This is a genomic window from Sphingomonas oryzagri (assembly GCF_029906645.1).
GTDB lineage: Bacteria > Pseudomonadota > Alphaproteobacteria > Sphingomonadales > Sphingomonadaceae > Solisphingomonas > Solisphingomonas oryzagri.
In genome coordinates this window covers 446,171-467,552 of the sequence record NZ_JARYGZ010000001.1, presented here as the reverse complement: position 1 = coordinate 467,552, position 21,382 = coordinate 446,171, and the positions used below count along the sequence as shown (strand labels likewise).

The following is a 21,382-nucleotide window of genomic DNA, read 5'->3' as shown; positions in this document are numbered from 1 at the left end:
CCTCCCTCCTTTTAAGCCACTCCCTGAAAGGGAGGGGTTTGGGGTGGGTTCTTCTCCGGATCGAGGTCACGCCCGCCCCAGGCGAACCCACCCCCGCCCCCTCCCTTTCAGGGAGGGGAGATTATGCCTTCTTCTTCGCGGCGGGTTTCTTGGCCGCAGCCTTCTTCGGAGCCGCCGCCTTCTTCGCGGTCTTCTTGCCCTTGGCCGGGCCCTTGGCGGCACGCTCCGCCAGCAGCACCAGCGCCTCGTCGAGCGTCAGTTCCTTCGGGTCCTTCGCCTTGGGCAAGGTCGCGTTGGTGGTGCCGTCGGTGACGTAGGGGCCGAAGCGGCCTTCCATCACCTTCACCTCGGCGCCGTCCGGATTGGCGCCGAGCGTCGCGATCGGCTCGCGGCTCGCGCCCTGCCGGCGACCACCGCCAGCCGCCGCCTCGGCGAGCTTCACCACCGCCGCGTTCATGCCCGTCTCGAACACGTCCGCCGTGGAGGACAGCCGCGCATATTTGCCATCATGTGCGAGATACGGCCCATAACGCCCTATTGATGCGGTGATATCCTTGCCGGACTCCGGATGCGGGCCGATCGTGCGGGGCAGCGAGAGCAGCTTGAGCGCCAGCTCCAGCGTCAGTTCGCCGGCATCCTTGGGGATGGACGAGCGCTTGGCCTCCTTGCCCTCGCCGAGCTGGATGTATGGCCCGAACCGCCCCGCCTTGCGCTCGACCGGAAGCCCCGTCTCGGGATCGGTGCCCAGCGTCTCCGGCCCGGTGTCCGCACCGTCATTGGCTGCGCCCGCCTGCGCGAAGCGACGGGTATATTTGCACTCGGGATAATTGGAGCAGGCGATGAACGCACCGAAGCGGCCGCCGCGCAGCGCCAGCTGGCCCTGCCCGCAATTGGGACAGAGGCGCGGGTCCGTCCCGTCCGCTTTCTCGGGAAACAGGAAGGGCGCGAGGAACTTGTCGAGCTCCGCCGTCACCTCGGAGGGCTTCTGCTCCATCACCTCGGCGGTCTTCGGCTTGAAGTCCCGCCAGAAGGCCTCCAGCACCGCCTGCCACTGAGCGCGGCCGCCGGAAATATCGTCCAGCTCCTCCTCCAGTTCGGCGGTGAAATCGAACGAGACGTACTTCTCGAAGAAGCGTTCGAGGAAGGCCGTCACCAGCCGTCCGCTCTCCTCGGCATGGAAGCGGTTCTTCTCAACGCGGACGTAATTGCGGTCCTTGATCGTCTGGAGGATCGACGCATATGTCGACGGGCGCCCGATCCCCAGCTCTTCCATCTTCTTGACGAGGCTGGCCTCGGAATAACGCGGCGGCGGCTGGGTGAAGTGCTGCTCGGCCTTCACCTCCTTCACCGCCGGCGAATCGCCGTCCTTCATGCGCGGCAGGCGGCGCGAATCCTCGTCGCCCTCATCGTCGCGGCCCTCCTCGTACACCGCCAGATAGCCTGGGAAGAGCACCACCTGCCCGGTCGCGCGCAGCCCAAGCTGGCCGGTGCCGTCGGCGAAATCGACGGTGGTGCGCTCCATGCGGGCCGACGCCATCTGGCTCGCCATCGCGCGCTTGAAGATCAGGTCGTAGAGGCGCGCATGATCGCCCGATCCCGCCTTGTCGCGGCTGAAATCGGTCGGGCGGATCGCCTCGTGGGCCTCCTGCGCGTTCTTGGCCTTGGTCTGGTAGTGGCGCGGCTTGTCCGGCACGTAGCCGCCGTCGAAGCGCTCGGCGATCGCCTTCCGGGCGGCGGAGATGGCGCTCTCGTCCATCTGCACGCCGTCGGTCCGCATGTAGGTGATCAGGCCGTCCTCGTAGAGATTCTGCGCGACCCGCATCGTGTGGCTGGCCGAAAAACCGAGCTTGCGCGCCGCCTCCTGCTGCAGCGTCGAGGTGGTGAAGGGCGGCTGCGGATTGCGGCTGACCGGACGTGTCTCGACGGACACGACAGAGAGGCGCGCCGCCTCCACGGCGGCCTTGGCGGCGAGCGCATCGCCTTCCTGCCCGATGGTCAGGCGATCGATCTTCTCGCCCTTCCACTTCACCAGCCGCGAGACGAAGCCGATGCCGTCCTGCTCCATGTCTGCGGTGACGGACCAATATTCCTGCGGCTTGAACGCCTCGATCTCGCGCTCGCGATCGACGACGAGACGCAGCGCCACCGACTGCACGCGGCCGGCCGACTTGGCGCCCGGCAGCTTGCGCCACAGCACCGGCGAGAGCGTGAAGCCGACCAGATAATCGAGCGCGCGGCGCGCCCGGTAGGCGTCGATCAGATCCTCATCGAGCGCGCGCGGCTCCGCCATCGCCTTCAGGATCGCCGGCTTGGTGATCGCGTTGAAGGTGACGCGCTGGGTGTCCTTGGGCAGCGCGCGGCGCTTGGCGAGCACCTCCTGCACATGCCACGAAATCGCCTCGCCCTCGCGATCGGGGTCGGTGGCGAGGATCAGCGCGTCGGCGCCCTTGGCCTCGTCGGCGATCGCCTTGAGCTGGCGCGCCTTGTCCGCATAATTCTCCCACTCCATCGCGAAGCCCTCGTCCGGGTTCACCGAACCGTCCTTCGCGGGCAGGTCGCGGACGTGGCCGTAGGAGGCGAGCACCTTGTAGCCCGGCCCCAGATATTTCTCGATGGTCTTGGCCTTGGCGGGGGATTCGACGACGACGAGCTTCATGATGTCGGAATGATCCTTACGTGTACGCGTACGAGAGTGGGTACGGCTTTACCCATCCGTCAAGCGTGTGACGCCCCATCGCGGAAGAGAAAGAAGGCGCCGGCCGCGATCAGCGCGAAACCGATCAGCTGGTTCACCGTGATCTTCTGCCCCAGCACCCACACCGAGAAGCCGCAGAAGACGGTGAGCGTGATCACCTCCTGCATCCCTTTCAGCTGAGCGGCCGAATAGACGTTCGATCCGTAACGGTTGGCCGGCACCGCCAGACAATATTCGAAGAAGGCGATCGCCCAGCTGATCGGGATCACCAGCCACAGCGGCTGATCCTTGAACTTCAGGTGCCCATACCAGGCGGTGGTCATGAAGAGGTTGGAGCCGGTCAGCAGCAGGATCGGCAGCAGCTTGGGCGGGATCATCCGTAGGTCGGCCTCTTGAGGGCGAAGATGCCGCCCAACCACAAGGTCAGGGCGGACGCGAGACCGGTCACCAGCGTCCCCTCGGTACCGCGGATCGCGAAGCCGATGAACGAGGCCGCGACCATCGCCGCCGCCAGCGCGTAGAATCGCCTGAGGCCGGATGCCCAGCCGAGCGGCAGGAAGTGGATCGCCACGACCAGCGCGATGCCGGGCAGGATCACGTCATCCAGGCCGGTGTTGCGGAAGACGTTGACCACCAGCAGGATCGCTGCCGCCTCGGCCATCGTCGTCCACATGATCACGCGGCCGGTCTGGATACCGCCGGGTGGATCCGGCCGCACCACGCGCTGGATCGCGCGGATCACCACCGGGGCCGCCAGCACGAAGCCGAGCAGCAGGATCGGACTGGACGGCCCTACGGTGGGGCCGAGGCCGGCCATGAAGAAAGCGGTCGCGAAGATCGCGAAGATGAGTGCGCCCCACGGGCCCATGGATGAAGCCTCTCGACTCGGGTCAGGCGAGGCTTACCTGACCACCGGCATGGCGTTCCAGCCTCCCCGCGAGCTCCAGCTCCAGCAGCACGGTCTGGACGATGGCGGGCGGCAGGGCGGACTGGCGGATGATCTCGTCGATCGGCGTCGGCACGGGTCCGAGCAGTTCGGTGACCGCGCGGCGATCGGCATCGCCGGCATCGGCGGCCGGACGCGGGACGCCATAGCCTCCGCCACCCGGCTCGCCCAGCATGCGCGGGTCGATCGGGCGAAGCGCCTCCATCACGTCGTCCACGGTCTGCACGAGGGTCGCGCCCTCGCGGATCAGCAGGTTGCAGCCCTGCGCGCGTGGATCGAGCGGCGAGCCGGGCACCGCCAGCACCTCGCGTCCATATTCACCGCCATAGCGCGCGGTGATCAGCGAGCCGGACTTCGGCGCGGCCTCCACCACCAGCACCGCCTGCGACAGCCCGGCAATGATCCGGTTGCGATAGGGGAAGTGGCGCGCACGCGGCTCGATGCCGGGCGGCTGTTCGGCGATCAGGAGGCCTTCGTTGGCGATCCGTTCCTGCAGCTCCGCATTTTCGGGCGGGTAGGCGACGTCGATGCCGCCGGCGATCACCGCGACGGTGCCGGCCTCCATCGAGCCCTGATGCGCTGCCGTGTCGATGCCGCGTGCGAGGCCCGAGGCGATCGTGACGCCGCGCTCGCCCAGTTCCGCCGCCATGCCGCGCGCGAACCGCCCCGCCGAGGCCGACGCGTTGCGCGCGCCGACCATGCCGACCACCGGCCGATCGAGCAGCGCCCGCCTGCCCCGCACGATCAGCGCGGGCGGGGCGGTAGGAATGGTCGCCAGCATCGCCGGATAACCCGGCAAGCCGAGGAAAAGGTAGCGCGCGCCGACCTTCTCGACCGCCTCCACCTCGCGCTCGATCGAGCCGCGCGGCGGAACGGTCGGCGGCTTGCCCCCGCCTCGCCGGGCAAGATCAGGGACCGCCTCCAGCGCGGCCGCCGGGGTGCCGAACCGGGCCAGCAACTGCGCGTAGGTGACCGGGCCGACAGTCGGCGTGCGCATCAGGCGAAGGCGGGCTATGCGATCCTCACGATCGACGCGCGGAGAGGATCCACCACCATCCGCCTCGTCGATCCCCCCGTGCACCGGCTCTAGCCCTTGCTGCCGAAGCGTGGCTCGGTGCCGTCGAGCAGCCGCTCGACGTTGGCGCGGTGCTTCCACAGCACGATCAGCGCCAGCAGCAGGAAGGTCAGCGTCAGGTCGGACCGGTTGATGATCGCGGCCGCAACCGGGGTGGCGATCGCGGCGGTCATGCCGCCGACCGAGCTGTGCCGGGTGATCGCGAAGGCCGCGAGCCACACCAGCGCGAAGGCAAGGCCGCACGGCCACGACAGAGCCAGCGCGATGCCGAGGAAGGTCGCCACGCCCTTGCCGCCCTGGAAGCGCAGCCAGACCGGATAGACATGGCCGAGAAAGGCGAAGGCCCCCGCCACGATCGCCGGCAGCGAGGGCGGCATCGGATCGGGCCAGACATGACCGACCAGCACCACCGCCACCGCGCCCTTGGCGGCGTCCAGCAGCAGGGTGATGATCGCCAATTCCTTGCGCCCGGTGCGCAGCACGTTGGTGGCGCCGATATTGCCGGAGCCGATGGTGCGCGGATCCTCAGCGCCGCCAGCGCGGGTGACCAGCAGGCCGAACGGGATCGATCCCAGCAGGTAGCCGATCAGGGCGGCAGCGCCCAGCACCAGCCAGTTCGTAGCAATCAAGGACGCGACCTCTTCCTAGGGTGCCCAAGCATAGGGGCTGGTGCCGCCAGCGCAACAATCTGGATTTAGGTGGCGCGCCATCCCCGCCCCGCCTACATCGCCCGCCATGGATGCGACACGCCCCCTGCTCGTCTTCGATTCCGGTGTCGGCGGCCTTTCCGTACTGGACGCGGTCCGCCGCCGCCTGCCGACGGCGCCGATCGTCTACGCCGCGGATTCGGGTGGTTTCCCCTACGGCACCAAGACCGAGGTCGAGATCGCCGCACGCGTGCCGGCGTTGCTGGGGCGGCTGGTCGAGCGCTATCGGCCGCGCCTGATCGTGATCGCCTGCAACACCGCCTCCACCATCGCGCTGGCGGCGGTGCGCGCCGCGCTGGACCTGCCGATCGTCGGCACCGTCCCCGCGATCAAGCCCGCCGCGCTCGCGAGCCAGACGCGGGCGATCGGCGTGCTCGGCACCGACGCGACCGTGCGCCAGCCTTATGTCGATCGCCTGGCCGCCGAATTCGCGTCCGATTGCATCGTGCTCCGCCACGGTTCCGCGCGGTTGGTGGAACTGGCCGAGGCGGCGCTGCGTGGGCATCCGGGCGACCCCGCCGATTACAAGCGGGTGATGGACGGCCTGTTCAGCCTGCCAGGCGGCGACAAGGTGGATACGGTGGTACTCGCCTGCACTCATTTCCCGCTGGTCGCCGATCAGCTGGCGGCGGCCAGCCCGCACCCCGTCCACTTCGTCGATGGCGCGGAGGGGATCGCGCGCCGCGTGGCGCATCTCACCGATGGCCAGCCCTGGCCCGAGGCTACGCCGGAAGGCCTCGCGGTGTTCACGTCGGACATCGATGTGGAGACGCTTCGCCCTGCTCTGGCCGCGCGCGGTCTGTCCCGGATCGAGCGGCTCTGACCGACTGGGACGATTTGTCCCATCGCAATTCCTCCCTAGGTATGGATGGAATAATAGGGCATGACCGGCTAACCAGCCGGCCTGAGACCGGACGCGGGATTGAGGTGGCAGCTTTGGATTACCAGCGCGTTTTCGCCCAGGCGATCGACCGACTCCATGCCGAGGGGCGCTACCGTGTCTTCATCGACATCCTGCGCAACAAGGGCATGTTCCCGAACGCGCGCTGCTTCCACGGCCATAACGGGCCGAAGCCGATCACGGTCTGGTGCTCGAACGACTATCTCTCGATGGGCCAGCACCCCAAGGTGATCGCCGCGATGGAGGAGGCGCTGCACGATGTCGGCGCCGGCGCCGGCGGCACCCGCAACATCGGCGGCAACACCCATTACCATGTCGATCTCGAGGCCGAGCTCGCCGATCTGCACGGCAAGGAGGGCGCGCTGCTCTTCACCTCGGGCTATGTCTCGAACGAGGCGACGCTCTCCACGCTCGCCAAGGTGCTGCCGGGCTGCATCATCTTTTCGGACGAGCTGAACCACGCCTCGATGATCGCGGGCATCCGCAATTCGGGCTGCGAGAAGCGCGTCTTCCGCCACAACGATCTCGTCCATCTGGAGGAACTGCTGGCGGCCGAGGATCCCGAGGCGCCCAAGCTGATCGCCTTCGAGAGCGTCTATTCGATGGACGGCGACATCGCCCCGATCGCGGAAATCTGCGACCTCGCCGACAAATACAACGCGCTGACCTACCTCGACGAGGTGCACGCCGTCGGCATGTACGGCGCGCGCGGCGGCGGCATTTCGGAACGCGACGGCGTGGCCCATCGCCTCACCGTGATCGAGGGGACGCTGGGCAAGGCGTTCGGCGTGATGGGCGGCTATATCGCGGCCGACAGGCAGATCATCGACGTGATCCGCAGCTACGCGCCCGGCTTCATCTTCACCACCTCGCTGTCGCCCGTTCTGGTGGCGGGCGTGCTGGCGAGCGTGCGGCACCTCAAGGGATCGTCCGCCGAGCGCGACGGCCAGCAGGCCGCCGCCGCGACGCTCAAGCGGCTTATGGCGGATGCCGGGCTGCCGGTGATGCCATCGGTGACGCACATCGTGCCGCTGCTGGTCGGCGATCCGGTGAAGGCCAAGCGGATCAGCGACATCCTGCTTGCCGAATACGGCGTCTACGTGCAGCCGATCAACTACCCGACCGTCCCGCGCGGTACCGAGCGTCTGCGCTTCACGCCCGGCCCCAGCCACAGCGAAGAGATGATGGTCGAACTGGTCGGCGCGCTGGTTGAGATCTGGGACCGTCTGGAGCTGCGCCAGGCGGCGTAAGCTCGGCGCATTCCAGATACCTTGACGTCCTGCGGATCGCGCGGGGCGGCCGCGACGATCAATATTGATCCATCTTTTTCTTTCGGACCATTGCGGGCGCCGACAATCAAACTTATTTCTATTGTGGGAAGCGATCTGGACTGGCTTCCCGCCTCGGGGGGATCGAGGAGTCGATCATGCGTAAATCCCTTGTCCCGTCTTTTGTCGGTGTCGTCCTTCTCGCTTCCACCGCCGCCGTGGCAGGCCCGGTAACGATGAGCGCGAGCGGTGCGGTTCAGCTGCTGCCAGGCCAGATTCAGGCCGGATACCGCCAGAATCTCGAACAGCTCCGCCGCGACGCGCTCGCCCAGCAGGCCAAGGACGGCGGCACGCTCACCGCCGATCACCAGGCCGCGCTCGATCGCAAGCTCGACCGTATCAATGACGATTATCGCCGGGTCCTGCTCAACCAGAATCCGCTCGCAGTGAATGCGGACGGCAGCAGCGTGGCACCGGGCGCCGCCCCCGTGAACTGGACCGTCAGCAGCCTGATGCACGGGGGCACGCAGCCCTGATCCGCACCGCTGCGGCCTGAGCCGCAGCGGTAGCCTAGGGCTTCTACGCCTTCAGCACGTCCTTGCAGCCGCCCTTGGCACATGCGGCGCCCATCTTCGCGTCGAGGCGCGTCAGCACCTCGCGGCCATCATGCTTGCCGCTCCACTCATGGAGTTTCTTGGCCCAGTCGTCGGCCTTCTTCTGTGTGCGCTCGGCATAGCCCGCGTCGTTGGCGCCGAGCGCGTCGATCACCATCGTGGCGGCGTGCTCCACCGCCGCCTTGTCGTTCGGCGTCATGCGCATCACGCCATTGGAATAGAAGATCGCCCACTGGATGCGCGTCGCCGGCCCCTGCGCGGCCTCGGCCGCCTGCCTCAGCCAGCCGATCGCGGCGGGATAATCCTTCTCGTCCTCCTTCAGCCCGGCAAGATCGACCATGAAGTAATAAGGCGCGACCGCCTTGGGCAGTTCGGCCTTCCAGAGCTTCTCCGCGCCCGCCTTGTCGTCCACCTCGGCCAGCGCGTCGCCCGCATTGGGCATCACCGCCTGCCGCATCGAGGGATCGGTCGCCGCCTTGCTCACCATCGCGACGCGGTCGCGCACCTTGACCACCACGTCGGGCGAGACCTTGCCGCCGTTCGCCGCCTTGGACAGCGCGATTTCGGGGTTTATCGTGGAGAGCCGGTCGCCCAGCGGTACCGACGTGTCCGCCGCCATCCGGTCCATCGCCGCGACCAGCTTCGCGGACAGCGCCTGCTTCTCGGCCGGATCGGGCAGCGCGAGGATCAGCGGCGTGGTGCCGTAGCTCAGCTCCTGCCGGTTGGCCTTCACCTCGTCATAGCTGTCGAGAATCGGTGGCAGCACGGCGCGCACCTGCGCCAGCTGATCGGGCGTGAGCTTGGCGACATCCTTGCCGTCGCCCGCCATGAACAGGCTGGTCAGCGCGAAGTGACGCTTGAGCGCGGGGTCCGGCGCGGCGGCAGCGAGCTTCGCGACGAAAGCGGCCCCCTTCTTATAGTCTCCGAAATGCTTGGGATCGTCGAACCAGTCGAAGCTCGCGAGCAACCGCCAGTCGTCCGCCGACAGCTTCGCCGGATCGTCGGCGCGCTTGAGCAGATCCTCGGTCGAGCTGGTGCGGTTGGCAGCCACCTTCAACACGTCGGCCAGCTGGCCGGCGGTGGATCCACCGGCGAGGCGCGTCACCTCCTGCCGGTCGGGCGTGAGGATGATGACGGTCGGATAGCCCTGGATGCCGAATTTCTCGCCCCACAGCTGTGCGTCCTTGGCATCGCCGTCGAGGTGGACGGGGATGAAGTTCGCCGTCTCGGCGATGAACGCCGGATCCTTGAACAACGTCTGCTTCATCAGGTTGCACGGCGGGCACCATTTCGCGCCCCAATAGAGCAGGACCGGCTTCTTCTTCTCCTTGGCCTCGGCGAAGGCGTCGTCGACGTCCCCCTCGCGCCAGGCAATCGTCTTGGCGGAGGTTTCGGTCGCTCCCGGTTGCGCCTGATCGGCCTGTTTGTGGCATCCCGCCACCGCCAGCGCGACACCGAGCATCATCAGGCTTACCGAACTACGCATCCACGCCTCCCTCAGAAGGGCGACATATGTAGACCAGCGCCGGCAAAGGGCAAGCAGCCGGTTCAGGTGAGCGCGAAGCCCAGTCCGATGGTCAAAGCACCGAGTGCGAGCGAGAGCGGCAGGCGCAGGTTCATCCACCAGGCCGGGACGAGGCGCTTTTTCTCCAGCATCCGATCGACCAGCGGAGTCAGTGCGATGACGAGGCCGAGCAAAGTGGAGCACATAACCGGCATGTCCGCCGACAGGCCGTAGAGAAGGGTCGCGAGAATGGCTGGCGCCACCGCGATCACCATCAGGCGCGATCTTTCCTCCTCGCTGGCGCGGGTCGAGGCGACGCCCCACCAGATGCCGCCAAGGAAGCTCAGGATCATCGCCGCATAGGTGAGCGCGAGGCCGCCGATCTTGCCGGGCAGCGGCGTATCCGGGTCCATCCCCGCCGCCAGCCGCACGAACAACGCGATCACCATCGGCAGCAGGCCCATGGCGCCCAGCACGATCGCCTGCATCGGCGGCCTGCGCCCCCGCCCGAATGCCACCAGTTCGCCTTCGCTCATCGAACGATCCCGATCCCCACCCGCAACCGCGTCTGCTTGCGGTCATAGTCCAGAAGGTCTTCGCCATAGCCGGTGAAGCCCTGGACGACGACGTAGAGCGGCAGGTCATGCCAGATGTGCGTCAACGGATAGCTAAGATCGGCATCGACGGAGCCCTTGCCGGTCGAGACGTTCAGCCGGCTCCAGGTCGACAGCTTGAAGCCATCCGGCTGGGCGATCGAAAAGGCCAGCGCCTGATGCCCGCGATAGCGCGCGATATCCTCGTTGCCGTCGCGGCTGCCGACATAGTGGAAGATGCGCGGCCCGATCGAGGCGGTCCAGCTCCCGATCGGCAGGTCCAGCGTCGGCTGGATGTAGACGATGTTGTAGCTGCGCGAGGCGGTGCCGGAGCGCCCGTTGGATTCGTGCAGGAAGCCGCCGCGCACGCCCAGCTGGTCACCCGCCTCGTTCTTCGGCAGCGTGTAGAAATAGAGGAATTCGGGCTGGTAGTTCACATCGCGGAACGGCGCGCTGTTCGCTGCCGTGTCCCAGAACATGCGTTGCGTGTAGGCGAGGTGGAAGCCGCTGTACCAGTTGCCGTCGTCGGGGTGGCCCAGCAGCTGATACTTGAAGCTCAGCTGCAGCCGCGTGTTGGTGTCGGTGCCATGACCGGTGACCGCGTAGATCGGGTTGTAGGCCGAGAGATTGGGCAGGAAGCCGTTGCCGATCCGCGGCGGAGGCGGCGGGTTGGCCGGTGCGGCGACAGGTTGCGGCGTCGGCGCCGCGACCGGAACCTGCGCAGCGAGTTGCGTGCCGCTGGCCGGCTCGCCCATCGAGAAAGCATAGCCGTCCGCCCGATTGTCGAGCGACAGGATCGCGCGCCCGGTCACGTCGCCCGGCACGGCGCCGGCATAATCGACGGTGGCATAATCATGCCCCTTCACCTGCGTCGGCCCGTCGCTTCGCGTGAGGGTGAGCGGCAGGTCGCGTCCACCCGCGTGAAGGACGACATCGAAGTCGTCGGGCGTGCGGATGGCGATATCGTCCATCACGTTCATCAGCGCGATGCGGGCGACGATGCGGTGATCCGCCGTCACCGTCACCGACATCACGGTGGACATCGGCGGCGGCAAAGGGACAGTCACCGGAGGCGGCGGAGGCGCCGCTGCTGCGGCCAGAGCCATGGACAAAGCGACGATACTCATACGATCCCCCTTACCGGCCGTGCCCGATCTGTCACATCAATCGCGGCAATAACCCTCACCCGGCTTCACCGTGAGGCAATCCTTCTTGGTCGCGAGATATTTCAGGCCGGTGGCGGCGCCATCGGTCTCGCGCAGCACCTGATCGCCGTCGGGCCGCGTGAACTGGATGGTGTTCCCCACCCCCGTCCCCTCGAACACGCCCTTGTCGTCCAGCGTATATTGCTGGGTGAGCGTGTAGTGGCCGGCGCCCTTCTTCCCATCCTTCGCGATCACGAGATTGAGGCCTTCCACCCCACGCCAGCGACCGACCCACTTGTCGGTCGGCACGCCCGGATCAGCGAGCACGGCCATCCTGTCATTGAGCCTACCGATCCGCGCCTGATCCTGCGCCGTGGCATTGTCGATCCGGTTGGAGGCGCGGTCGCCCCAGTCGTCGGTGCGGTCCGCGAGAGTGTCGGCGGCATTGCCGACCCGATTGGCCGTCGCGCTCGCCGAGTTGCCGATGTTGCCCGCCGTCTGCTTGCAAGCCGCGAGCAGCATCAAGGCCGCGATCGCGCATCCTGTCTTCGTCACGTCATACTCCCTAGCCTTCATGGACCCTCGCCCCTAAGGAGGCGCCATTCCCGACTCGACGGAGCCGAAAGCCCATGGCCATAGCCATCGCATCCGACCACGCCGCCTTCGCGATGAAAGCCGAGATCGCCGATTGGTTGCGCTCGGAAGGTCATGACGTGCTCGATCTCGGGCCGGAGACCGATGGCCGCGTCGACTATCCCGATTATGGCTACAAGCTGGCCGAGGCGGTGGCGGATGGCCGTGCAGAGCACGGCATCGCGCTCTGCGGCTCCGGCATCGGCATCTCGATCGCGGTCAACCGCCACCCGGCGCTGCGGTGCGCACTCGTCTCCGAGCCGCTGTCCGCCCAGCTCTGCCGCGAGCATAACGACGCCAACGCCATTGCGCTCGGCGCCCGGCTGATCGGCATCGAACAGGCCAAGGCCTGCATCACCACCTTCCTCACCACCGGCTTCGCCGGTGACCGCCACACCGGCCGCGTCGAGAAACTGACGCACCCCAGCTTCGCGAAGGAGCCAGCATGAGCACCCAGCCCGCCTCCATCCCCGAGATCCGCAAGAGCGGCTTCTTCACGCAGAGCCTCGCGGATTCCGATCCCGCAGTCTTCGCCGGCGTCGAGCATGAGCTGTCGCGCGAGCGCCACCAGATCGAGCTGATCGCGTCCGAGAACATCGTCTCCAAGGCGGTGCTGGAAGCGCAGGGTTCGGTCTTCACCAACAAATATGCCGAGGGCTATCCGGGCAAGCGCTATTATCAGGGCTGCGCCCCCTCCGACGAGGTGGAAACCCTCGCCATCGAGCGTGCCAAGCAGCTGTTCGGCTGCGGCTTCGCCAACGTCCAGCCGCATTCCGGCGCGCAGGCCAACGGCGCCGTGATGCTGGCGCTGACCAAGCCCGGCGACACGATCATGGGCCTCAGCCTCGATGCCGGCGGCCACCTCACCCACGGCGCCAAGGCGGCGATGTCGGGCAAGTGGTACAATGCCGTGCAGTATGGCGTGACCCGCGACACCCACCTCATCGATTACGACGCGGTCGAGGCGATGGCGATCGAGCACAAGCCGACCCTCATCATCACCGGCGGTTCCGCTTACCCCCGCCACATCGACTTCGCCCGCTTCCGCGCCATCGCGGACAAGGTCGGCGCGAAGTTCATGGTCGACATGGCGCACTTCGCCGGCCTCGTCGCGGGCGGCGCGCACCCCTCGCCCTTCGGCCACGCCGACGTCGTGACCACCACCACCCACAAGACGCTGCGCGGGCCCCGCGGCGGCGCGATCTTCACCGATGACGAGGCGATCGCCAAGAAGATCAACTCGGCGGTGTTCCCCGGCCTCCAGGGCGGCCCGCTGATGCACGTCATCGCCGCCAAGGCGGTCGCGTTCGGCGAGGCGCTCCAGCCGGAGTTCAAGGCTTATGCCCAGGCCGTGATCGACAATGCCAAGGCGCTCGCCAGCCGTCTGCAGGAGCGTGGCGCGGCGGTCGTCTCGGGCGGCACCGACACGCATCTTGCGCTGATCGACCTTACCCCGCTCGGCGTCACCGGCAAGGATGCCGACGAGGCGCTGGAGCGATCGGCGATCACCTGCAACAAGAATGGCATCCCGTTCGATCCGCTGCCGCCGGTGAAGACCAGCGGCATCCGCGTCGGTTCGCCTGCCGGCACCACGCGCGGCTTCGGCGTCGCGGAGTTCCGCGACATCGCCGACATGATCGCCGACGTGCTGGAAGGCCTGCGCAAGAATGGCGAGCAGGGCGACGCGCAGATCGAGGCCAATGTCCGCGAGCGGGTCCGCGCGCTCTGCGAGCGCTTCCCGATCTACTGATGAGTCTTTTGATCCGCTCACGCGGATAACGGCACCGGCCCGCTCCCCCACCCGGCCTCCCATCTAGGATACGCTGTTTGGGAGGCCGGGTGGGGGAGCGGGCCGGTGCGGAGAAACAGAGAATGCGCTGCCCCTTCTGCGGACACGAGGATAGCCAGGTCAAGGACAGCCGCCCCTCCGAGGACGGCGCCTCGATCCGGCGGCGCCGGCAGTGCGAAGGGTGCGGCGGCCGCTTCACCACCTTCGAGCGCGTGCAACTGCGCGAGGTGACGGTCGCCAAGTCGGGTGGCAAGCGCGAAGCGTTCGAGCGAACCAAGCTGGAACGCTCGATCGAGATCGCCTGCCGCAAGCGCCCGATCACCGCCGAGCAGATCGACAAGCTCGTCTCCGGCATCCAGCGCCAGCTCGAGACATCGGGCGAGAGCGAGGTCACGGCCACCCAGATCGGTGGCCTGGTTATGGACGGGCTGAAGGGCCTCGATCCCGTCGCCTACATCCGCTTCGCCAGCGTCTACAAGGACTTCACCGAGGCCAGGGATTTCGAGGAGTTCGCCGGCACGGTGAACGAGGTGGGGAAGGCGTGAGCTTCTCGGCGTATCTGCTCCGCTGCTCGGACGGCAGCTATTATGCGGGGCATACCGACGATCTAGAGCGCCGCGTCGCGCAGCATCAGGCGGGCGGGTTGCCGGGGTACACGCATGATCGGCGGCCTGTGGAGCTGGTGTGGAGCGAGAGCTTCGCGACGCGGGACGAGGCTCTTGCCGCCGAGCAGCAGATCAAGGGCTGGTCGCGTACCAAGAAGGAAGCGCTGATCGCGAGCGATTGGGCGACGATCAGCGCGCTGGCAATACCGCCTGCGGAGAGGGATTCGCGTGCCCTTCGACTTCGCTCAGGGCTAACGGAGGTCGAAGACGTGGAAACATCCGTTCGTGCTGAGCGCAGTCGAAGCACAGCCGCAACGCAAACCAAGCCCCCCGTCATCGTCCTCGTCCGCCCCCAGCTTGGCCAGAATATCGGCAAGGCGGCGCGCGCGATGCTGAACTTCGGCCTCACCGAGATGCGCCTCGTCGCCCCGCGCGACGGATGGCCCAATCCGGAGGCCGGCCCCGCCGCATCCGGCGCCGACATCGTGCTGGAGCAGGCGCAGGTGTTCGAGACGGTCGCCGAGGCCATCGCCGACTGCTCGAACGTCTACGCCACCACGGTGCGCAAGCGCGGCGTCACCAAGCCGGTGGTCACGCCGGTCGAGGCGGCGGACGAGATCTGGAAGGCGCCCGGCCGTTCGGCGATCCTGTTCGGGCCGGAGCGTTCGGGGCTGGAGACCGACGACGTAGCCATCGCGCGGTCGATCCTGACGGTGCCGATCAACCCGGAATTCGGCTCGCTCAACCTCGCGCAGGCGGTGATCCTCGTCGCCTACGAATGGTCGAAGGGGCAGGCACTCGCACAGCCCCCAGCGGTCGATATCGATCCCCCCGCCCCGCAGGCGGAGCTGGACGGGATGATCGACCAACTCGACGGCATGCTCGACGCCGCCGGCTTCTTCTTCCCGCCCGATCGCACCCCTGCGACCAGGCGGACGCTGCGCACCATGCTCACCAAGCCGGGCTGGAACAGCCAGGAGGTCCGCACCCTGCGCGGCGTCCTGTCCGCGCTGGCCAATCCGCGTCAGCGCTGAGTTTCGTCCCAGCGATCCAGCTCGTAGGCGATCGAGGCCTCGACCAGCGTCTCCCACAGGTCGGCGGCGACCTGCTCCGGCCAGCCCTGCGCCCGCGCGTCCGCCATGGCGTTGTCGATCACCTCGCGCTTGCGGGCCTCGTCACGCACCTGCCCACGCTCGGGCTTGATGCGGGCGGCGGCGCGCATGTAGCCGAAGCGGGTGGCGAGCAGTGCTGCGATCGCGCGGTCGGTGGCGTCCACGCCGGCGCGGACCTCGATCATGTTCGTGCAGCCTTCGGGGGAAAGAACATTCGTCATCCCGCCCCCTTAGCGGGGCCACCCACCCCGCCGCCAGCGCATGATGACACTTGCGTTTCACGCAGCAATCGCTAAGGGGGCCGCTCGCAATTGGCCCCGCACGCCTGGTGAAGCGGGTGCCCTGTCGTCTCCATCATCGAGTCGCCAGCGCGGTACCGGGCATTTCCCGATCGTCCCCGGACGGTCTGAACGCAATTGAAGGAAGACATATGTCGAAGCGCTCCAGCGCCAAGTACAAGCTCGATCGCCGCATGGGCGAGAACATCTGGGGTCGTCCGAAGTCCCCGGTGAACAAGCGCGAGTACGGTCCCGGCCAGCACGGCCAGCGCCGCAAGGGCAAGGTTTCGGACTTCGGCATCCAGCTGAAGGCGAAGCAGAAGCTCAAGGGCTATTACGGCGACGTCACCGAGAAGCAGTTCAAGAAGGCCTATGTCGAGGCCGCCCGCATGAAGGGCGACACCGGCCAGAACCTGATCGGCCTGCTCGAGCGCCGTCTGGACGCGGTGGTCTACCGCGCCAAGTTCGCGCCGACGATCTTCTCGGCCCGCCAGCTGGTCAGCCACGGCCACGTTCGCGTCAACGGCGTGAAGTGCAACATCGCCTCGCGCCTCGTGAAGGTCGGCGACGTGATCGAGCTGGGCGCCAAGGCCGCCGAAATGGCGCTGGTGATCGAGGCGCAGGGCCTCTCCGAGCGTGAGGTTCCGGATTATCTGGCGCAGGACGGCACCACCAAGGTGTCCTACCAGCGCGTGCCGGCCCTCGACGAGGTGCCCTATCCGGTGAAGATGGAGCCGAACCTGGTCGTCGAGTTCTACTCGCGCTAACGGCTTCGCTTCGGCGAAAGATCAGGGGCGGCTCCATCGCGGGGGCCGCCCCTTTCTTTTGTCCTCAGCCCGAGATGTGCATGGTCTGGCGGAGGAAGCCATCCGCCCGGCGCAGCATGTCGGCGCGCATCTCGCCGCTCGGCAACTGGTGATCGAGACCCTGGTAGATCACCACCTCGCTCTGCTTGCCGGCCGCGCGCAGCTTGTCGTTCATCAGGCGGGATTCGGCGACGCCGACATTCTGGTCCCTGGTGCCATGGAACATCATCACCGGCGCCTTGAAGCGATCCGCATGCCGGGCCGGTGAGCCGTCGACGACGGTGGCACCCGACCCGATGTAATCGGATTCGACCGCATGGTTGGTGTAGAAGGTGGACTCCTGCTTCAGCGCATCGAGGTCCGTCACCGGCGCGATCGCTACGACCGCCTTGAACAGATCCGGATCTACCACGTTGGACTGGAGCGCCGCATAGCCGCCGTAGGACCAGCCCACGATCGCCAGCTTGTCCGGCGCCGCGATCCCCTGCGACACCAGCCAGTGGCCCGCATCCACCACATCGCCGATCGCGGTACGCCAGCTCTTGAAGCCGTTCTGGAGCAGCCAGCCGTCACCATATCCGGTCGATCCGCGGAATTCGGGCTGCAGCACCGCATAGCCCTGATGCGCGAAATACTGGACCAGCCAGTCGAAACCCCAATCGTCGTGCGAGGCCGGGCCGCCATGCGGCATCACGATCGCCGGCAGGCCCTTCTTCACGCCGTTCGGCGGGAGCGTCAGATAGGCCGGGATCATCGTACCGTCCGATGCCCGGAAGCTCACGGGCGTCATCTCGGACAGCGGCACATTCTCCAGCTGGGGCCGGACAAGCGCGATCTCGTTGAGATGCTTGGTCGTCTTGTCGAACACGAAATAACGGCCCGGATCCCTGTCGCTGCCGGCCGAGAGGAGCAGCTTGCTCTCGTCCGCGCTGCTGCTGACGAAGTTGATCTGCGGCAGGCCCGGCAACGCCTTGGATAAGGCGGCCGCCAGCTTCTGATATTCGGGATCGAAATAGACGACGCTGCCCTTCTCGCTCGCGATCCGGGCGCCGACCAGCCGGGCCTGCCGACCAAGCCGGACGACATCGTCGACGTCGACCTTCGGATCCTCGAAAACCAGATCGGTCTTCATCGATCCGTCCAGGGCGACGCGATAGAGCTTGTCGCGCCCTTCCCTGTTGTCGAGGCAATAGACACTATCGGTCGCATAATCGACCGAGAGAGGGCGCAGACCGGGGCCGTCGAGCGTGCGGGTGGAGAAGCTCTCCCACTGTCGGCTTCCCGGCCGGCGATAGAACCACTGGTGGACACCGCTGAGCTGCCCGCCGCTGCCCGATGCCTCGCGTTCCACGAGGCGGACGGTGCCCTTGCCGTCACTGATGTAGTTGACCGCATCGGGATCGGGCTGTTCCACCTTGGAAGCCGCGAGCGTATGCGTATCGACCAGATCAACGCCAAGCCCGTCCGCCGTCTTGGCGAGCTTGGTGCCGATATCCATTTCGGGAACGTGATCGCGAGCCATCAGCAGCTTGCCGGTCGTCCCCTCCATCCAGTCGATCACGTCGCCATCATACTGGGCGAGGCGCACCTGTATTGCGGTGGAGGACTGGTTCGACAGCAACTTGGCGTTCTTGCCGTCGTCACCGACAGCCATCAGCCGCTGGAAGCCGACCAACTGGTTGCCCATGTAGCTCGTCGCCCCCGTCGCCTCGCAGACGAGGCGCGTATTGTCGGCCCAGTCGCACCACCGCAGGATCGATTCGGCACCGTCCGATGTCATGGCGACGTGCGGAGCGCTGCTGCCGTCCGAAGCGGCGACCATTACCGCGGTGCCGGTGGTGTGATCGGCGGCAAGATACGCGACCTTGCTGCCGTCCGGCGACATCGCCGCGCCGATGATCGCCTCGCGCGCGCCAAAGATATCGGCGGCGTCCCGCGTGGCGCCCGATGTGCTGGGCGGAGCCTTGTCCGCCGCCAGCGCGGCGGTCGCCAACACGCAACCGGCAATCCCCGCCAGCAGAGCCTGCCGGCAAGCATTCATTGTCTTCGTCATTCTGTCATGGCCCCCAGGCTACAATCCCCGCCGCTTTTCTTCCATCAAGCACGGCCGGCTGCAAGCCCGTTGCGCCGAACCGCAGACGCTGCCATGGGCGCAGCCCCGAGACGAAAGAGGTGACGATGACCGTCCGCCAGCCCGCCGAATGGGCGCCCCACACCGCCGTCTGGATCGGCTTTCCGAGCCACCCCGATCTCTGGGAGGACGATCTCGCCCCCGCGCGCGACGAGGTCACCGCCTTCGCCCGCGCCATATGGGCCGATGGCAAGGGCGAGAAACCCATCCTGGTCTGCGCCGATGAGGCTGCCGGTGAGGCCGCGCGCGCTTTGGCCGGCGATTTCGCGGAGATCCTTGTGCGCCCGTTCGGCGACGTGTGGCTGCGCGACACCGGCCCGATCCTGATGGACGACGGATCGGCACGCGATTTCGCCTTCAACTATTGGGGCGGCAAATACGATCTGCCCGGCGACGAGGAGATCGGCGGAGAGCTGGCCGAAAGCCGCTCGATCGCGGCACGCAAATGCGGCTGGGTGTTCGAGGGCGGCGCGCTCGACGTCGACGGCACCGGCCTCGCCGTCACCACCGAACAGTGCCTGCTCAACCCCAATCGCAACCCGGACCTGATCCGCGCCGAGATCGAGGCGCGGCTGAAGGACGACCTCGGCATCGACCGGGTGCTGTGGCTGGGCGATGGCCTCGCCAACGACCATACCGACGGCCATGTCGACAATCTCGCCCGCTTCGTCGGCCCGAACCGGCTGGCGCTACCCGCGCCCGACGGCGACGACGATCCCAACGCCGTCGTCTACGCCGATGCGAAGGCGCGGGCAGAGGCGTTCGGCGTCGAGGTGGTGGCGATCCCCTCCCCCGGCGCCGTCGAGCGCGACGGAGAGATCGTGCCCGCCTCCTACATGAACTTCTACATCGGGAATGCGGCGGTGGTGGTGCCCGTCTACGGCGCGGCCAACGACGAGAAGGCGGTGGCCGCGATCGGCGCCCTGTTCCCTGGCCGCAAGGCGATCGGCGTACGCGCCGACCATCTGCTGACCGGCGGCGGATCGCTCCACTGCATCTCGCAGCAGATTCCGACGCTTTGAACTGTCACTCCTCAGGGACTATCTGACGCGCCATGACCGAGATCACCGTCGCCGCCATGCAGCTCGCCTTTTCGGATGACGAGGCCGCCAACATCGCCGCCGTCTCCGAACTGGTGCGCGAGGCCGCCGCCAAGGGCGCACAGGTGATCCTGCCGCCGGAGCTGTTCGAGGGCCCCTATTTCTGCCGGGTCGAGGATGAGGGGCTGTTCGTCGGCGCCCGTCCGGTGGACAGGCACCCGGCGGTTCTCGCCATGCAGAAGCTCGCGGCGGAGCTGAAGGTCGCGATCCCGACCAGCTTCTTCGAGCTGGACGGCCAGCACCATTACAACACGCTCGCGATGATCGGGCCGGACGGCAAGGTGCAGGGCATCTACCGCAAGAGCCACATCCCCGATGGCCCCGGCTACGAGGAGAAATTCTACTTCCGCCCCGGCAATACCGGCTTCAAGGTCTGGCCGGATGCGGCGCCGACCACGCTGGGCGTCGGCGTGTGCTGGGATCAATGGTATCCCGAGACGGCACGCGCGATGATGCTGATGGGCGCGGAAGTGCTCTTCTACCCGACCGCGATCGGCTCCGAACCGCACGACCCGAGCCTCGACACGTCGCGGCTGTGGCGGCGCGCGATGGTCGGCCATGCCGTCTCCAACGTCGTGCCGGTGGTCGCGTCCAACCGCATCGGCAACGAGGAAGGCCAGATCTTCTACGGCCACAGCTTCATCTGCGACGAGCGCGGCGACATGCTGGCCGAGTTCGGCAAGGAGGAGACAGGCGTGCTGGTCGCGACGCTGGACATCGATCGCATCCGCCGCCACCGCGCCGCCTTCGGCTTCTTCCGCGATCGCCGGCCCGATCTCTACGGGCGGCTGGCGCAGGACATCTGAGGGCGTTAATCGCTCCGGGTGGTCCGTGGAGAGGTTGCCTTTGGCGGACAGCCACCTCCCTAACCCTCCTCACGAGTCCGCCCCCCTTGGCGAGCGACGGCGACAGTGGACTGCCTCCTCCGGATCAAGTCCGGGGTCGCAATGGCTGGAAGTGGTGGATTGCCGTCGGTCCGCTCGTGGCTAATGATCAGCGAAAAACGTCTTTCAATTCGGAAGACGCACCGTCTTCCCCGTTCATCCACAGACGCGCCGATCGGGTGAAGAGCAAACTAAAGGCAACCAATTGTCCGGTCGTCTGTAACAATGAGATAAAACCAGAACCAAACAGAAGACCGCTAGATAGAACCTTAAAAAATAGCGGTAGCCCAAGCACGAAAAATAAGACTGAAATCCACATTGCTACTTTGCTTCTGCGACGCGAGACCAGTAGGGTTAGAGTTGCCATAATAGCAAATGTACCGATCAGCGTCGTGGCCATAAACACGACAGGATTATTTCCGATCGCAGCGGCTGCGGCGATCGATCGATCCCATGACAAATAGGATTGGATCACACCTAAGAAGAGCGTGCCAAAAATAAGTCGCTCGAAATACAGAATTGATAGTGGCCGCATACTGCTCTCCCCCTATCCACCTAGCGGGAGCCATCGATGTCCGCAATTGGGGCGCTAGCTG

The 21,382-nt window shown here is 66.8% G+C and carries 22 protein-coding genes; 10 read left to right on the top strand and 12 right to left on the bottom strand.

The annotated features are described in order from the left end of the window. Nucleotides 1-121 precede the first annotated feature (121 nt). From topA to plsY, 5 genes are read right to left on the bottom strand one after another with little or no spacing between them, the layout of a single operon-like run. A complete protein-coding gene (topA, locus tag QGN17_RS02285) occupies nucleotides 122-2,656 on the bottom strand; it encodes a type I DNA topoisomerase (RefSeq protein ID WP_281042901.1) in 2,535 nt (844 codons plus the stop codon). Between the two features lie 59 nt (nucleotides 2,657-2,715). Beyond that, nucleotides 2,716-3,072, bottom strand: a complete 357-nt coding sequence (locus QGN17_RS02280; RefSeq protein WP_390902630.1) for a DMT family protein — start codon at nucleotides 3,070-3,072, stop codon at nucleotides 2,716-2,718. After that, entirely contained in the window at nucleotides 3,069-3,563 is a 495-nt protein-coding gene (locus QGN17_RS02275; RefSeq protein WP_281042900.1) for a hypothetical protein, read from the bottom strand. Before QGN17_RS02275 ends, QGN17_RS02280 begins: the two co-directional genes overlap by 4 nt. Nucleotides 3,564-3,585: 22 nt before the next feature. Further along, nucleotides 3,586-4,710, bottom strand: a complete 1,125-nt coding sequence (gene dprA, locus QGN17_RS02270; RefSeq protein WP_390902671.1) for a DNA-processing protein DprA — start codon at nucleotides 4,708-4,710, stop codon at nucleotides 3,586-3,588. A 17-nt stretch (nucleotides 4,711-4,727) separates the two neighbouring features. After that, on the bottom strand, nucleotides 4,728-5,345 hold the full coding sequence (plsY, locus tag QGN17_RS02265; RefSeq protein ID WP_281042898.1) for a glycerol-3-phosphate 1-O-acyltransferase PlsY: 618 nt from the start codon (nucleotides 5,343-5,345) through the stop codon (nucleotides 4,728-4,730). A gap of 106 nt (nucleotides 5,346-5,451) precedes the next feature. Here plsY and murI point away from each other — a divergent pair, with 106 nt between their 5' ends. The 3 genes from murI (at nucleotide 5,452) to QGN17_RS02250 (ending at nucleotide 8,128) form a co-directional block, all read left to right on the top strand. Next, complete coding sequence (murI, locus tag QGN17_RS02260; RefSeq protein WP_281042897.1) at nucleotides 5,452-6,246, top strand: glutamate racemase; 795 nt, start codon at nucleotides 5,452-5,454, stop codon at nucleotides 6,244-6,246. A 113-nt stretch (nucleotides 6,247-6,359) separates the two neighbouring features. Beyond that, nucleotides 6,360-7,574: a 5-aminolevulinate synthase gene (gene hemA / locus QGN17_RS02255; protein WP_281042896.1), complete on the top strand. Its 1,215-nt coding sequence runs from the start codon at nucleotides 6,360-6,362 to the stop codon at nucleotides 7,572-7,574. 176 nt (nucleotides 7,575-7,750) lie between these two features. Further along, a complete protein-coding gene (locus QGN17_RS02250; RefSeq protein WP_281042895.1) occupies nucleotides 7,751-8,128 on the top strand; it encodes a hypothetical protein in 378 nt (125 codons plus the stop codon). A 43-nt stretch (nucleotides 8,129-8,171) separates the two neighbouring features. Here the strand turns inward: QGN17_RS02250 and QGN17_RS02245 are convergent, their stop codons facing one another. The 4 genes from QGN17_RS02245 to QGN17_RS02230 form a co-directional block, all read right to left on the bottom strand. Next, complete coding sequence (locus QGN17_RS02245) at nucleotides 8,172-9,692, bottom strand: thioredoxin family protein (protein WP_281042894.1); 1,521 nt, start codon at nucleotides 9,690-9,692, stop codon at nucleotides 8,172-8,174. Between the two features lie 62 nt (nucleotides 9,693-9,754). Next, on the bottom strand, nucleotides 9,755-10,246 hold the full coding sequence (locus QGN17_RS02240) for a DUF3429 domain-containing protein (protein WP_281042893.1): 492 nt from the start codon (nucleotides 10,244-10,246) through the stop codon (nucleotides 9,755-9,757). Continuing rightward, the gene (locus tag QGN17_RS02235; protein ID WP_281042892.1) at nucleotides 10,243-11,346 is read right to left on the bottom strand and encodes a phospholipase A; all 1,104 of its coding nucleotides are present in this window, start codon (nucleotides 11,344-11,346) and stop codon (nucleotides 10,243-10,245) included. Before QGN17_RS02235 ends, QGN17_RS02240 begins: the two co-directional genes overlap by 4 nt. Before the next feature lie 120 nt (nucleotides 11,347-11,466). Beyond that, nucleotides 11,467-12,003, bottom strand: coding sequence for a hypothetical protein (locus QGN17_RS02230; protein ID WP_281042891.1), 537 nt, complete (start codon nucleotides 12,001-12,003; stop codon nucleotides 11,467-11,469). Nucleotides 12,004-12,077: 74 nt separating this feature from the next. Here QGN17_RS02230 and rpiB point away from each other — a divergent pair, with 74 nt between their 5' ends. The 4 genes from rpiB (at nucleotide 12,078) to QGN17_RS02210 (ending at nucleotide 15,509) form a co-directional block, all read left to right on the top strand. Beyond that, nucleotides 12,078-12,530, top strand: a complete 453-nt coding sequence (gene rpiB, locus QGN17_RS02225) for a ribose 5-phosphate isomerase B (protein ID WP_281042890.1) — start codon at nucleotides 12,078-12,080, stop codon at nucleotides 12,528-12,530. Next, nucleotides 12,527-13,831, top strand: coding sequence for a serine hydroxymethyltransferase (gene glyA / locus QGN17_RS02220; protein WP_281042889.1), 1,305 nt, complete (start codon nucleotides 12,527-12,529; stop codon nucleotides 13,829-13,831). The genes rpiB and glyA overlap by 4 nt, the downstream gene beginning before the upstream one ends. 122 nt (nucleotides 13,832-13,953) lie before the next feature. Continuing rightward, complete coding sequence (nrdR, locus tag QGN17_RS02215) at nucleotides 13,954-14,415, top strand: transcriptional regulator NrdR (protein WP_281042888.1); 462 nt, start codon at nucleotides 13,954-13,956, stop codon at nucleotides 14,413-14,415. Beyond that, nucleotides 14,412-15,509 (top strand): TrmH family RNA methyltransferase, encoded by a 1,098-nt coding sequence (locus QGN17_RS02210; protein ID WP_281042887.1) that lies wholly within the window; start codon nucleotides 14,412-14,414, stop codon nucleotides 15,507-15,509. The genes nrdR and QGN17_RS02210 overlap by 4 nt, the downstream gene beginning before the upstream one ends. Here QGN17_RS02210 and QGN17_RS02205 read toward each other — a convergent pair. Continuing rightward, a complete protein-coding gene (locus QGN17_RS02205) occupies nucleotides 15,500-15,808 on the bottom strand; it encodes a chorismate mutase (RefSeq protein ID WP_281042886.1) in 309 nt (102 codons plus the stop codon). The genes QGN17_RS02210 and QGN17_RS02205 overlap by 10 nt on opposite strands. A gap of 209 nt (nucleotides 15,809-16,017) precedes the next feature. Between QGN17_RS02205 and rpsD the strand changes: the two genes are divergently transcribed. Further along, on the top strand, nucleotides 16,018-16,632 hold the full coding sequence (gene rpsD, locus QGN17_RS02200; protein WP_022688480.1) for a 30S ribosomal protein S4: 615 nt from the start codon (nucleotides 16,018-16,020) through the stop codon (nucleotides 16,630-16,632). Nucleotides 16,633-16,696: 64 nt separating this feature from the next. Here the strand turns inward: rpsD and QGN17_RS02195 are convergent, their stop codons facing one another. After that, complete coding sequence (locus QGN17_RS02195) at nucleotides 16,697-18,724, bottom strand: alpha/beta hydrolase family protein (RefSeq protein WP_281042885.1); 2,028 nt, start codon at nucleotides 18,722-18,724, stop codon at nucleotides 16,697-16,699. 125 nt (nucleotides 18,725-18,849) lie between these two features. Between QGN17_RS02195 and QGN17_RS02190 the strand changes: the two genes are divergently transcribed. Together QGN17_RS02190 and aguB are read left to right on the top strand one after the other, a co-directional pair. Continuing rightward, the gene (locus QGN17_RS02190; RefSeq protein ID WP_281042884.1) at nucleotides 18,850-19,824 is read left to right on the top strand and encodes an agmatine deiminase family protein; all 975 of its coding nucleotides are present in this window, start codon (nucleotides 18,850-18,852) and stop codon (nucleotides 19,822-19,824) included. Between the two features lie 32 nt (nucleotides 19,825-19,856). Further along, nucleotides 19,857-20,708, top strand: a complete 852-nt coding sequence (gene aguB, locus QGN17_RS02185) for an N-carbamoylputrescine amidase (protein WP_281042883.1) — start codon at nucleotides 19,857-19,859, stop codon at nucleotides 20,706-20,708. Between the two features lie 187 nt (nucleotides 20,709-20,895). Here the strand turns inward: aguB and QGN17_RS02180 are convergent, their stop codons facing one another. Next, nucleotides 20,896-21,261: a hypothetical protein gene (locus tag QGN17_RS02180; protein ID WP_281042882.1), complete on the bottom strand. Its 366-nt coding sequence runs from the start codon at nucleotides 21,259-21,261 to the stop codon at nucleotides 20,896-20,898. Nucleotides 21,262-21,382 lie beyond the last annotated feature (121 nt).